Source organism: Agromyces cerinus, assembly GCF_016907835.1.
Classification (GTDB): Bacteria; Actinomycetota; Actinomycetes; order Actinomycetales; family Microbacteriaceae; genus Agromyces; species Agromyces nitratus.
In genome coordinates this window covers 3,643,361-3,655,863 of sequence record NZ_JAFBCT010000001.1, presented here as the reverse complement: position 1 = coordinate 3,655,863, position 12,503 = coordinate 3,643,361, and the positions used below count along the sequence as shown (strand labels likewise).

The window sequence follows — 12,503 nt, the reverse complement described above, 5'->3', positions numbered from 1 at the left end:
CCCGCTGGTTGAGCAGTCTCTGCGGGTTGAGCCTGTCGAAACCGCCCCCGGGGAAGGTTTCGAGACGCTCGCTGCGCTCGCTCCTCAACCCGCGAAGCGGCGGCGCGGCCGCACGGTGCTCTGGGCCGTCGCACTCGGCGCGGCGCTCGTGGCATCCGTCGTCGCGGCGGTCACCATCGGGCCGGCCGGACTCGCTCCGAGCGACGTGGTCGCGAGCGTGCTGGCGCACCTCGGCATCGGTGAACCGACGCTCAGCCCACTCCGTGACGGCATCGTCTGGGAGCTGCGGATGCCCCGCGTGCTCACCGCCGCCGCGGTGGGCGCCGGTCTCGCGCTCTGCGGTGCGGTCATGCAGGCGCTGACGCGCAATCCGCTCGCCGACCCGTACCTGCTCGGCCTCTCCTCCGGCGCCTCGGTCGGCGCGGTCGTCGTGATCGTGCTCGGCGTCGGACTGCTGCTGCCGCTCGCCGCGTTCGCCGGCGCCCTCGCCGCCCTCATCGCGACGCTCGCCCTCGCGGGTGCGGCGGGGCGGGGCGGGGGCCGCGGCCCGGGCGGCGGGCTCTCCCCCACCCGCACGGTGCTCGCCGGGCTCGCCGTCTCGTCGATGTTCGGCGCGATCACGAGCCTCGTCATCTTCTGGAGCGCCACCGGCGACAGCTACCGCGAGATCCTCAACTGGCTGCTCGGCTCGCTCGCCGGCACCGACTGGGTCTCGGTCGCGATCGCGGGCGGGGCGCTCGTGGCCATCGGCATCCCGCTCATCGCGAGCGCCCGCACCCTCGACGCCTTCGCGTTCGGCGACGCCGCGGCATCCGCGCTCGGGGTGCACGTCGGCCGCAGCCGGGTGCTGCTGCTCGGCGGCACCGCGCTGCTCACTGGGGCGCTCGTCGCCGTGAGCGGATCGATCGGCTTCGTCGGGCTGATCCTTCCGCACGGCGTGCGCCTGCTCGTCGGCTCGCGCCACCGCGCGCTGCTGCCGCTCTCGGCACTCGCGGGCGCGCTGTTCCTGGTCTGGGCCGACACCGCCGCGCGCACGCTCTTCGACCCGCGGGAGCTCCCCGTCGGCATCATCACGGCGCTCATCGGCGGACCAGTCTTCGCCCTGCTCCTCATGCGACGGAGGGTCTCGTGACCGACGGGCTCGACCTCTCCCGCGTGCGCTTCTCGCGCACCGGCCGCCTCATCGTCGACGACGTCGACGTCACGGTGCCCGCGGGCGCCCTCGGCGCGCTGCTCGGCCCGAACGGCGCAGGCAAGTCGACCCTGCTGCACCTCATCGCGGGCATCGAGCGAGCGGATGCCGGTGCGCTCGCGTTCGCCGGCAGCGACCTCGCCGCACTGCGCCGACGCGACCGGGCGCGCCGCATCGCCCTCGCCGAGCAGGAGACGCACGATGCCCCCGAGCTGCGCGTGCACGAAGTCGTCGCGCTCGGGCGCACCCCGCACCTCGGCCCGTGGTCCGGCCTCGGCGAGCACGATCACGCCGTCGTCGCCGAATCACTCGCGGTGCTCGGCCTCGAGTCGCTCGCGCCGCGCGAGTACGCGACGCTCTCGGGCGGCGAGCGCCAGCGGGTGAACCTCGCCCGTGCACTCGCGCAGGAGCCCGAGCTGCTGCTGCTCGACGAGCCGACCAACCACCTCGACGTGCGCGCGCAGCTCACGAGCCTCGAGCTGCTCCGCACGCTCGCCGCCTCGGGGCGCACAGTGCTCGCCGCGCTGCACGATCTCGGCCTCGCGGCTGCGTACGCGGATCACGTCATCGTGCTCGACGGCGGGCGGGTCGTGGCATCCGGCGACCCGGCCGACGTGCTCGAACCGGGGCTCATCCGCGAGGTCTGGGGCGTCGAGGCCGAGGTGCTCGCGCATCCCTCGACGGGGCGGCCGATCATCGCCTATTCGGGTGTCTCGTCGGCGCGCACGCCCGAGGTCGCGCTCGACCCACGCACCTGACGCACCGGGCCGAGCACCGAGTGCCGAGTACCGACGACCTACTGCGGCGCGTCGATTCCTGCACGGTCGCGGGTGTTGCGTGCGATCTCCTCGGTCGCGTCCGCGATCCGGCGCAGCGCGCCGATGACGCTGATGCCGCCGAAGAAGACGCACAGCGCGATGCCGGTCAGTAGGAACTCCATGCGGCGAGCATAGGGGGCGATCGGCGTTCCACTTCGGCTCCGGCGCACGCGACGGAGCATCCTCGACGTGAGGAGATCCCCGCAAGGATGTCCTCGAAGGGTCGGTACCGAAGTACCGAAGCACCGAACGCCTGAGGGCATCACGAAGGAGTCAGCGCCGTCACCGTGATCCTGCTCTCACGCGTGAAGCGTTGGGGGCACCGCCACCGGGACAGCTGCGCGGGCGGGCTATACGGGAATCGGCCTGCCGGGTGCCCCTCGACGCTACGTCTCGTACACGAGAACCGGTGACGGACCGGCTTTCGGACAAGAGGTGGGGTGGAGCCGCGGCGCGGCACTACGCCATGATTGGTCCGGCGCGTTCTGATGAGCGTTGACGCATCTGCCGTAGGTGACTCGGCCCGACTGGATGAGGACCGACGTGGACGTTCTGCAAGCCCAGGCCGACGTGAGGCGTATCTACCGTGGCGGCTTCTCCGGGCCGCTCGTCTCCGCGATCATCTGGGCCGTCGCGGCTGCGGTCTTCTTCTGGGTTTCACCTGCCGCCGGCATGGCTGTGCTGTTCTTCGGTGGCATGTTGATCTTCCCGTTGGCAGCGCTCGTCCTGAAGTTCATGGGTGGCCCCGTTGCGCTCCCGAAGGGTCATCCCTCTGCCGCTTTGGCGATGCAATCCGCCTTCACCGTGCCGCTCGGACTCCTCGTTGCGATCGTGCTCGGCAAGTACGAGCCTCTTCTCTTCTTCCCGGCATCGCTCATCATCGTCGGCGCGCATTACCTCGTGTTCATCTCGCTCTACGGCATGAGGCTGTTCGCAGTTCTTGCAGGTGTGCTCGTTGCGCTCGGCGCGATCACCCTGTTCTTGCTGCCCAACCTCGGCGCAGTCAGCGGGTGGATCGGCGCCGGCATCTTCCTCGTCTTCGCCGTGTTGCTGTTTCGGGCTAGGGACATCGCTCGCAAGCCCCCCGCCCGCAGGCGGATCGCCATCCGGTCCTTAGGGGGCTGAGTCATTCGATCACGATCTCGACGGGCATGTTGCCCTGGGTCGCGTTCGAATAGGGGCAGACCTGATGCGTTGCGTCGATCAGCGCTCGGGCGGAACCTTCCGCAATGTGCTCGGGCAACTCGACCCGAAGGACAGTTGCAAGTGCGAAGCCCGAGCCGCCCACCCTTGGAACCAGGCTCACTTCCGCGGTGACTGCCACGTCGCGGGCGTCGATCGCCATGCGCTTCGCCACTATCCCGAGCGACGTCGAGAAGCAGGCTGCGTACCCCGCAGCGAACAGCTGTTCTGGATTCGTTCCCTCACCAGTACCGCCCATCTCATTCGGCATGGCGAGCATGACGTCGAGCCGGCCGTCTGATGTGACGGCACGGCTGTCCCGTCCCGAAGACGTGGCTACGGCGGTATATATCGCGTTCATGGGGGTAGCTCCTCAAGTTGTATTGGCAGCAATTTAGTTGTACACAACTCAAATGTGTGCTGTCAAATGGACGTAAGATGCTCCCCATGGGAGTCCTGCCCGATGATCTAGCCTGCTTTGCGGTGCATGTCGCTGCACGAGAGCTCGACAACGCCTACCGGCCCGCGCTACGCGAGTTGGGGCTCACGTACCCGCAGTACATGGCCATGCTCGTGTTGTGGGATCGCGATCCACAGACGGTCAAAGAACTCGGCGCCGCGCTGCGATTCGACTCTGGCACGCTGTCACCGCTGCTGAAGCGGCTCGAGGCGGCCGGTTTCGTGACGCGCGAGCGCAGTACCACCGACGAGCGATCCGTGCTGGTACGCCTGACCACACGAGGCCGCAAGCTCGAGGAACGGGGGGAGGATCTCGTGGCAAAGGTCTTCAGCACGTTCCACTACAGCGACCGCGATGCCGACCATCTGCACGAGGAGATGCGCAAGCTCGTCGCCGCCCTTGATGAACGCGCCGCGGAGCTTGGGCCCGGAGCGCGAGGATGATGAGGCCTTCGTCGCTCGAGGAGCGCAGGCGGGCCGAGCTGTTCCCAGTCCATTCGAGTGCCGGACGAACGTTCGACCACGTAGACGCGGGGTAGACACCCGCCGTCACACAGCGCGGGCGTGTGCCGCGCAGAGCGTATCGGGCAGCGAATGCAGCTCGTTCTCGTTCGACAACGGCTGGGTCCGCGTGCCATTCCACGCCCGTGCACTGGTGAGGTCGTCGGTAGGGCCGCCGACTCCTGGCGGGCAGGTACGGCGAGTAGTCGACGTTCCCGGTGCCGGGATCCGTTCGATCCGGAGTGCTCGCCGTGAGACTTCTTGTCTGAACAGGTTTCTCGATTGGTGTCGGATTCGCGCGGAGTCGTTCGTTGACTTCATGAACGGCCCCCAACGTGGGTGCCGAAGTCATGGAGAACCAGGCCGATGAAACTTACGACGATCACGCAGCTCACTCTGGACGGAGTAACTCAGGGCAACGGCGGCCCAACTGTTGAAGACCTCGAGGGAGGATTCGAACGCGGAGGATGGGCGAGGGGAGCGGGTGACGACACGACCCGCGACCACATTGCCGCGACGTTCCAGCGGGCCGACGCGTTCCTCTTCGGCCGCCGAACATACGACATCCTCCACGAATTCTGGGGCACCATCGAGGACCTGAAACGACACCCGATTGGAGTGGTGTTGAACTCGAAGCCGAAGTACGTGGCATCCAGAACACTGACGGAACCGGAATGGCCGAACACAGCGGTCCTCGGAGACGACCTCTTCGCCGCCATCACGGACCTGAAAGCCAGCGGCGACGGCGAACTGCAAGTACACGGAAGCAGCCGTCTCATCCAGTGGCTCCTCGAGAAGGACCTCGTCGACGAAATGGAACTCATCATCATCCCCGTGGTCCTGGGGCAGGGAGCCCGACTCTTCGCAGACCCAGGTCGAGACATCGCGATGAAGCTGGTCGACTCGCGTTCCGATTCGAAGGGAGTGATGATCCAGACGTATCGGCCCACTGGCCGTCCCAACTACGCAACCTTCTGATGCCGTCCGATCGACGTACACGGCGTGAAGCTGATCCGCGTCCGGGACGGCAGGATCGTCGAGGCGCGCGGCCACGTGAAGGCCTGAGGAAGCCCGCCGTGAAGCGTGACCCCACTCCGCCCCACCTGCACATCCGGGGATCGCTCCGTGTCGGATATGCCTGAGAGGCTGTAGACATGGCGGTCATCGACGACGTTCACGCGCTGGGCGCAGAGTTGGAGCGCTCCTACCATGCCTACGTGCGCGGGCGATTGAAGTTCCGCGTCGGTCGGATGGTCTACGTCGCGTTCTCACTCGACGAGAAAGTGATGGGGTTCGCCTTCCCGAAGGAGGAGCGGGCAGCACTCGTCGGGGGGAACGCGCGCAAGTTCCAGATGCCCTCGGACTCGGATCTGCGCTTCAACTGGGTCCACGCCGATCTCGCAGTCCTCGAGCCGGCCGAGGCCCACGAGCTCGTCGTCGATGCTTGGCGCATGGTCGTCCCGGCGAAGATCTCGCGCGCCTACGACCTCGCGCATCCCGCTGGCCCGCAATGACACTGACGCGCGACCTGAGTGGGAGCGCTGACACAAACCGAAGGAGAGGATCTTCAGATGCAGTACCTCGTTTCCGTGATCGACGATATGAGCACTCCCGGCAGTTCGGACAAGCGGCCGGGGATCAGCGCGTTCAACGAGCGTCTCATCGCCGACGGTTACTGGGTGTTCGCGGGTGGCCTCGCGAACCCTGACGCGGCCACGGTCATCGACAACCGGGGCGAGCAGCAGGTGATCAGCGACGGACCCTTCGTGGAGTCGAAGGAATACCTCGCCGGCCTCTGGGTGTGGGAGGCGCCCGATCTGGATGCTGCGCTCACCCTCGCCGCAGAGGCTTCGAAGGTCTGCGACCGGAAGATCGAGGTGCGACCGTTCGCGTGAACGACGCCGAGGACGCGATCACCCGGGCATACCGTGACGAGTGGGCCCGGGTGGTCGCCGGCTTGACCAGACGCTTCGGCAACCTCGACCTCGCCGAGGAGGCCGCGGCCGAGGCCTTCGCGACCGCCGTCGCCCGGTGGCCGGCCGACGGCGTGCCACCCAATCCAGGCGCCTGGCTCACCACTACCGCGAACCGCAAGGGCATCGATCGACTGCGGCGCGAGAACCAACGCGACGCCAAGCACAAGGAGGCTCTGATGGTGTCCGACAACGCCCCAACCGAGTCGAACGGGGTCATCGAGGACGACCGGCTCCGGCTGATCTTCACCTGCTGTCATCCATCGCTCGCGATGGAGAACCGGGTGGCGCTGACCCTGCGCATGATCGGCGGCCTGACCATGCCCGAGATCGCCCGCGCATTCCTTGTCCCCGAGAACACGATGGGACAGCGGATAACCCGCGCCAAAGCCAAGATCAAGGCGGCTCGCATCCCATACCGGATACCGTCTGCGGCGGATCTCCCGGGCCGCGTCTCCGGAGTGCTCGCGGTGCTCTTCCTGGTCTTCAATGAGGGCTACCTGGCGACCGGGCCAGGCACCGGCCCGGTACGTGCCGACCTGACGGCCGAGGCGATCCGGCTCACTCGCCTGGTCCGTGCCCTCATGCCTGAGGACGGCGAAGTGGCTGGATTGCTGGCGCTGATGCTCCTCACGGAAGCCCGCCGTACCGCCCGGATCTCGGTAGACGGGGAACTGATTCCGCTCGATGAGCAGAAACGTGGGGCCTGGAACCCGGCACTCATTGCTGAGGGTCATCGGCTGGTGCGCGAGCGCCTGACCGCCGCCGCCGCCGGTCAGGTTCCCGGTCGCTACCAGATCCTCGCGGCGATCGGCGCGGTGCACACCTCCGCCCGCGACATCCGCGACACCGACTGGTCACAGGTCCTCGCCCTTTACGATCAGCTCGTGAACGTCGACCCGTCACCGATCATCGCCCTCAACAGGGCCATCGCGGTGGCCGAACTCGACGGCCCCGAAGTGGCACTTGTTATCGTCGATCGCCTCGAAACGGAATTGAACGGGTATCACGCCTTCCATGCCACGCGAGCCGAACTGCTGCGCCGGCTGGGACGCAGCCAAGATGCCCGCGCCGCGTATGACAAAGCCATCGATCTGGCGGGCAATACCGCCGAGACCGCGAACCTGACACGCCGCCGGGACCAGCTGCAGTAGTGCAAACGGCTACGGACTGCACTCGTCGATTCGTCCGTCCGCTCAGGATTCCTGGGCGGGGCAAGGCGGCACCGTCGTTGAGTGCACGTCCGTAAAGGGATCCGCTTGGGGGACGCGGCGTCAGAGACCGTCGGAATGGATCTCGCGACCAAGCACCTCGGCGAGTCTTCCGCGCGCGATCTCGAGCGTGTCGCTCGAGAATGCTCCGTCGTGGGTCGTCACGGTAAGCAGATCCTCGGTGACCTTCCACGTGCCTTCGACCCGACCGTCGATCAGTACCGGATTGGCGCCGCGGGTGATCTCTCCACGCCGGTCAGGCGGGACGATGTGCACGTCAGCAGTACCCGCGCCGAGGAGCCACGGATCGAGTCCTGGCAGCAGATGCATGACGCCCGATGCCGGCTCCGACGCCAGCTCGTCGACATGGTCTGCATGACAGAGCAGCGCATCGCCTTCGACGTCGATCGTGACGATCTCGTCCTCCAGCATGCGTACGATCCAGCCCGCGATGCGCTTGCGGCCGGCGCTGAGGCCATCGCCGAGCCAGTATTGCAGGTGGTCGGCAGACGCGGGCCCGTAGGCGGAGAGGTACGCGCGGACAGCCCGCGGCCCGGCATCCTCGGGTTCCGGAATGCCCGACCAACCGAATGCGACCGTCGGCGACTGCAGCATCAGCACGCCGTCCCGCGATGGGGCAATACTGAGGTCGCCCTGCCATGCGAAGGGCTTGAGGAACGTGCATGACTTATCAGTGAGTGCCCCGGTGAGGTGCGAGAATCGCGCGTCACGAACGACCACGTCGGCCAAATCGCGCTGGCTGAGAGGACCGGATGACAGTGCGTCGCGCACGACCGCGCGGAGCACCGGCCAGTCCGCGGGTTCGAGGCGGTAGAACTCGCGCCAGCTCTTCAGTTCCCACTGTCGCCCAACCGCTCGGAGCGCGAGATAGATTCCAGCGTCTTCGGGAACGAGGTAGTTCATCGATCCGCGGAACGCGAATGTCTTGACGAGATGTCCCTCCGCGAACGCAGCCGCTACAGCTCCCAGATGCGGACGTCGCATTCGCGACCCGATCGCGAGCTCGGCGTCTCCCGACCATGACGGCACCGCAACCAGCCGTCGAACCACTTCCCCTACGGAGGTGGCGCCTGGACCGTTCAGAAACTGACGCCGCAGCCGCCACGAGTGGATCTCCCGCCATCCGATCGCCCCGACCATGACGACAAGCTAACCACCGCTCACGAGCAGGGACCGTCTTCACATCGCGCCACAGACGACAACCGACGTCGCGTTGTATCGGTGACTGGACAACCGATTGCCGGTTCGCTCCCGCGGCAGCCGATGTCGCGTAGGCGGATCCGTCTACAGGCGCGATGACCGACCGGCATCCGCGCACTGGCCGACGGCTTCGGCATGGCGACACGCAGCCCCGAGTCGCTACCTCGGCGTGCCGCGACTCCAGCCCGGCTTCCGGATCAGTCGGTCATCATGCTCGTGGCGACGGCATTGTTCGGCGAACGCGCGCGCCTTCTCTCGATCGGTGGCGTAAGCCGCGCACTCGTGGTCGCTCAGGGCGTAGTACTCCTCATAGTCCGCGGCACTATTCGACACCGGGATCGACAGGTATGCCGTAGATGACTGCTCCTCCACGCCCAGGGAGTATCGGTCGTCTCTGTCAAAGAAGGAGGCCACGAACTTCATCGCTTGAACGTACCGCCTACCCACTCGGCCCGCTGAACGCGGGATTGGCCAGCGACTCCCGCTCGATGGTGGACCGTCTTGCGGGCGTCACTCGCCCGGCTTTCGGTTCCGTGGACGATGTGGCTGGAGCGGGCCCACAATGGCACTGTGATTGATCCGCAACCTTCGATGTGCCTCACCGAGGAGACCGTTGCCCTTGTCATGCACCTGCTGATCTCTGGAGAAATATCGCGGCCCGTCGCATGTCGATTCGTCGCACCCTGGGTCGAAGGAGATCTACCGACGAGTGGCAGGGCGCACGCCGGCGCTCAGTATGTGCACGGATTCGACCTCGTGAGCGACGGGGGAAGTTGCCTTTGGCATGCGCCCTCGCTCGACGATGATCATGACTACATGTTTGATCGAGATGAGATGGTTCGCCGATGCGAGGCATGGTTGGCGAAGTCACAGCTCACGCAGCACCAGCAGTGACGCGCTCGCCATGAGGGATCAGCCTACGGGCTGCCATCACGGCACGATTGACGGCTCCTCTCGACCTCTTCACGAGCGACCGATATTGCATCCCGCTCGTGAGGCTCAGATCACTCCTGCCGTCGGCGGCATCCAGAAACACCTCCCACGCTTGAAGCTTCCGCTCGATCAGTGCCTCGAAATGAGCAGGGTCCAACACGAGATCCCGGTACCCCCAGATCGCGGTCACTGAGGGTGCGTTCAGAACTTCCGTCACGCCAAAGAGCCAGGATGCGGGGAGGCTTTGCGCCTCGACGGCAAACAGAGGAAGTGGGAACCAATTGGGCCGACCAGATTCGTCCAGAATGAGGACTTTCAGGCCCATCGGTCGGATCAGCGCCACCGCAAGCGGGCTGTATCTGCGGCCGACTACGAGTCGATATCTCGTCATATCATGCGAGTGGTAGGCGGTTCGGGCATCCTCCGGAAGGTCAGCTCCGCTGTCGCCCATCGCAGTTAGCTTCATCCGCCAACAACGTAGTCCTTGAAACCTTGACCCTGCATCGTGAAGGCGAACGCGCCAGCGCCCCTCCGCGCGCGTAGCCTGAGGGGATGACGCGAACGGCCTACGAGGCGCAACCCCGCGACGAACTGATTGCGGGCATCGTCGAGGAGTTCCTGCACCACGCCTCTCGGGGCCCCCGGCTCATCGCGGTCGAGGCGGCCGCGACGGCCGATGCCGATGCCGATGCCGCACGCTTCGCCGATGACCTTGCGGCAGCACTCACCGCGCACGGGCAGACCGTCATCCGCGTCTCGGTCGGCGTCGCCGAAGAAGCCGCGTTGCGCGCCGATGTGGTGGGGCCCTTCCGCGCGGGCGCCCTGCCCGGGGCATCCGACGACACCGTGCTCGTCGCCGACGGCCGGGGCCTGCTCGACGACGCCGTGCGCGGCATCTGGCACTTCTCGGTGTGGCTGCTCGCGGGCGACGAGCTGCCGCACTCCGGCGCATCCGTCATCGTCGACGTCACCGACGATGCCGCACCGACCCGCTTCTTCTACGACTACTGCGCGCTCCCGCCGAGCGTGAACCGGCCCGGCCTGCGCTGACCCGGTAGCTCCCGCACTGTCGTCGCCCCGGTCGACGTCAACCCGTTGCCGCCGACCCCGCCGAGGTCTACGGTGAGGTCATCTGCCAGGTTGTACCCAATTCGGGGGGTTCCATCATGGTCAACGTCGTCCGCCGCCGCACCGCGCTTCGTCGCCTGAGCGCAGCGCTCGCCGCAACGCTCGCGGTCGGTGCGCTCGCCGCCGCCGCTCCGGCTTCCGCGCAGCCGGCCACCGCGGGCCTGGTCGCCGCCGGGCGCCCGGCGCCGCCGGCGCCGTCGACCTCGACGGGCTTCGGCGGCGCCGTGTCATCCGTCGACTCGGAGGCGAGCGCCGTGGGTCTCGAGGTGCTGCGCAAGGGCGGCAACGCCGTCGACGCCGCCGTGGCCACGGCTTCCGCGCTCGGCGTCACCGAGCCCTACAGCGCGGGCATCGGCGGCGGCGGCTACTTCGTGTACTTCGACGCGGCGAGCGGCGAGGTGACCACGATCGACGGGCGGGAGACCGCGCCCGCGACGATGCCGACCGATGCGTTCATCGATCCCGTGACGGGTCAGCCGTACCCCTTCGCCGCCGCCGTGTCGTCGGGACTCTCGGTCGGCGTGCCGGGCACGCTCGCCACCTGGGAGGCCGCGCTCGCCCGCTACGGCACCGAGTCGCTGCACGACATGCTGAAGCCGTCGATCCTGCTCGCCACGCGCGGGTTCCGGGTCGACGAGACGTTCGCCCAGCAGACGGCGGCCAACCAGGCCCGATTCGCGGCGTTCCCCGCCACGGCCGAGCTGTTCCTGCCGAACGACGCACCACCGGTGGTCGGGTCGACCTTCACGAACCCCGACCTGGCGAAGACGCTTCGACAGATCGCGGTGCACGGCACCGACGTCTTCTACGAGGGAGCCCTCGCCGACGAGATCGCTGCGATCGCGCAGGATCCGCAGGTCGATCCGGCGGCGACGCTGCCCGCGTACCCGGGCTTCCTGACGGCCGATGACCTCGCCGACTACGAGGTGCTCGAGCAGGACCCGACGCACCTCGAGTACCGCGGACTCGACGTCTACGGCATGGCGCCGTCGTCGTCGGGCGGCACGACGGTCGGCGAGTCGCTGAACATCCTCGAGAACTACGACCTCGCGGGCGAGCAGACGCCGCAGGCCCTGCACCTCTACCTCGAGGCCACCGCCCACGCCTTCGCCGACCGCAACGCCTACGTCGGCGACCCGGCCTTCGTCGACGTGCCGACCGAGACCCTGCTGAGTCAGGACTTCGCCGACGCACGAGCCTGCGTGATCGACCCGGATGCCGCATCGGTCAAGCCCGTGGCGCCGGCGCCGCTGGACGCGGCGGGCTGCGAGCTCGCCGCCGCCGCCGACCCCGTCGACACCGAGAACATCTCGACCACCCACCTCTCGGTCGTCGACCAGTGGGGCAACGCGGTCTCGTACACGCTCACGATCGAGCAGACGGGCGGCTCGGGCATGACCGTGCCGGGGCGCGGATTCCTGCTGAACAACGAGCTCACCGACTTCAACTTCGTGCCGAACCCCGCCGACCCGAACACCGTCGAGCCAGGCAAGCGCCCGCGCTCGTCGATGTCGCCCACGATCGTGCTCGACGGCGGCGACGTGCGCTACGTGGTCGGCTCGCCGGGCGGGTCGACGATCATCACGACCGTGGCGCAGGTGCTCGTGAACCGCATCGACCTCGGTATGAGCCTGCCCGAGGCGGTCGCGGCACCGCGGGCGTCGCAGCGCAACACCGCGAACGTCTCGGCCGAGCAGGCGTTCCTCGACGCCTTCGCTGCCGAACTCGCACCGTACGGCCACACGTTCGGACCGCCAGCCGAGATCGGTGCGGTGGCGGCCATCGAGGTCGACGCCGACGGACTCATGACCGCGGTGGCCGAACCCGTTCGGCGCGGCGGCGGCACCGGGTTGGTGGTCGAACCGGCTCCCTGAGCTCGAAATCA

15 protein-coding genes are annotated in these 12,503 nt (G+C 67.6%); 10 read left to right on the top strand and 5 right to left on the bottom strand.

The features are described from left to right. Positions 1–115: 115 nt before the first annotated feature. A complete protein-coding gene (locus tag JOE59_RS17130) occupies positions 116–1,132 on the top strand; it encodes a putative F420-0 ABC transporter permease subunit (protein ID WP_307837103.1) in 1,017 nt (338 codons plus the stop codon). Then, complete coding sequence (locus JOE59_RS17125) at positions 1,129–1,950, top strand: putative F420-0 ABC transporter ATP-binding protein (RefSeq protein WP_204462627.1); 822 nt, start codon at positions 1,129–1,131, stop codon at positions 1,948–1,950. The genes JOE59_RS17130 and JOE59_RS17125 overlap by 4 nt, the downstream gene beginning before the upstream one ends. Positions 1,951–1,988: 38 nt before the next feature. On the opposite strand, the gene JOE59_RS17120 is transcribed toward JOE59_RS17125, so the two are convergent. Next, positions 1,989–2,132, bottom strand: coding sequence for a hypothetical protein (locus JOE59_RS17120; protein ID WP_204462619.1), 144 nt, complete (start codon positions 2,130–2,132; stop codon positions 1,989–1,991). Positions 2,133–2,553: 421 nt separating this feature from the next. Between JOE59_RS17120 and JOE59_RS17115 the strand changes: the two genes are divergently transcribed. Beyond that, entirely contained in the window at positions 2,554–3,135 is a 582-nt protein-coding gene (locus JOE59_RS17115; RefSeq protein ID WP_204462617.1) for a DUF7010 family protein, read from the top strand. 1 nt (position 3,136) lies between these two features. Here the strand turns inward: JOE59_RS17115 and JOE59_RS17110 are convergent, their stop codons facing one another. After that, on the bottom strand, positions 3,137–3,553 hold the full coding sequence (locus JOE59_RS17110) for an organic hydroperoxide resistance protein (RefSeq protein WP_179551435.1): 417 nt from the start codon (positions 3,551–3,553) through the stop codon (positions 3,137–3,139). Positions 3,554–3,639: 86 nt separating this feature from the next. Between JOE59_RS17110 and JOE59_RS17105 the strand changes: the two genes are divergently transcribed. The 5 genes from JOE59_RS17105 to JOE59_RS17085 all read left to right on the top strand — a co-directional run bounded on the left by JOE59_RS17105 (position 3,640) and on the right by JOE59_RS17085 (position 7,279). Then, positions 3,640–4,095, top strand: a complete 456-nt coding sequence (locus JOE59_RS17105; protein ID WP_179551436.1) for a MarR family winged helix-turn-helix transcriptional regulator — start codon at positions 3,640–3,642, stop codon at positions 4,093–4,095. A 423-nt stretch (positions 4,096–4,518) separates the two neighbouring features. After that, positions 4,519–5,130, top strand: a complete 612-nt coding sequence (locus JOE59_RS17100) for a dihydrofolate reductase family protein (protein WP_204462614.1) — start codon at positions 4,519–4,521, stop codon at positions 5,128–5,130. Between the two features lie 176 nt (positions 5,131–5,306). Further along, positions 5,307–5,666, top strand: a complete 360-nt coding sequence (locus tag JOE59_RS17095; protein WP_204462612.1) for a hypothetical protein — start codon at positions 5,307–5,309, stop codon at positions 5,664–5,666. 57 nt (positions 5,667–5,723) lie between these two features. Continuing rightward, positions 5,724–6,047 (top strand): YciI family protein, encoded by a 324-nt coding sequence (locus tag JOE59_RS17090; RefSeq protein ID WP_204462610.1) that lies wholly within the window; start codon positions 5,724–5,726, stop codon positions 6,045–6,047. Next, positions 6,044–7,279: an RNA polymerase sigma factor gene (locus tag JOE59_RS17085; RefSeq protein ID WP_204462608.1), complete on the top strand. Its 1,236-nt coding sequence runs from the start codon at positions 6,044–6,046 to the stop codon at positions 7,277–7,279. Before JOE59_RS17090 ends, JOE59_RS17085 begins: the two co-directional genes overlap by 4 nt. 120 nt (positions 7,280–7,399) lie before the next feature. Here JOE59_RS17085 and JOE59_RS17080 read toward each other — a convergent pair whose 3' ends face one another. From JOE59_RS17080 to JOE59_RS17070, 3 genes are all read right to left on the bottom strand, one after another. After that, on the bottom strand, positions 7,400–8,497 hold the full coding sequence (locus JOE59_RS17080; protein ID WP_204462606.1) for a DNA glycosylase AlkZ-like family protein: 1,098 nt from the start codon (positions 8,495–8,497) through the stop codon (positions 7,400–7,402). A 219-nt stretch (positions 8,498–8,716) separates the two neighbouring features. Next, on the bottom strand, positions 8,717–8,980 hold the full coding sequence (locus JOE59_RS17075) for a hypothetical protein (protein ID WP_204462604.1): 264 nt from the start codon (positions 8,978–8,980) through the stop codon (positions 8,717–8,719). Positions 8,981–9,431: 451 nt separating this feature from the next. Next, positions 9,432–9,956 carry a hypothetical protein gene (locus JOE59_RS17070; RefSeq protein WP_204462601.1) on the bottom strand — a complete coding sequence of 175 codons (525 nt, stop codon included), beginning with the start codon at positions 9,954–9,956 and terminating at the stop codon, positions 9,432–9,434. Between the two features lie 86 nt (positions 9,957–10,042). Here JOE59_RS17070 and JOE59_RS17065 point away from each other — a divergent pair, with 86 nt between their 5' ends. Both JOE59_RS17065 and ggt read left to right on the top strand, forming a co-directional pair. Continuing rightward, entirely contained in the window at positions 10,043–10,540 is a 498-nt protein-coding gene (locus JOE59_RS17065; protein WP_204462599.1) for a hypothetical protein, read from the top strand. Between the two features lie 116 nt (positions 10,541–10,656). After that, positions 10,657–12,492, top strand: a complete 1,836-nt coding sequence (gene ggt, locus JOE59_RS17060) for a gamma-glutamyltransferase (RefSeq protein ID WP_204462597.1) — start codon at positions 10,657–10,659, stop codon at positions 12,490–12,492. Positions 12,493–12,503: the final 11 nt, after the last annotated feature.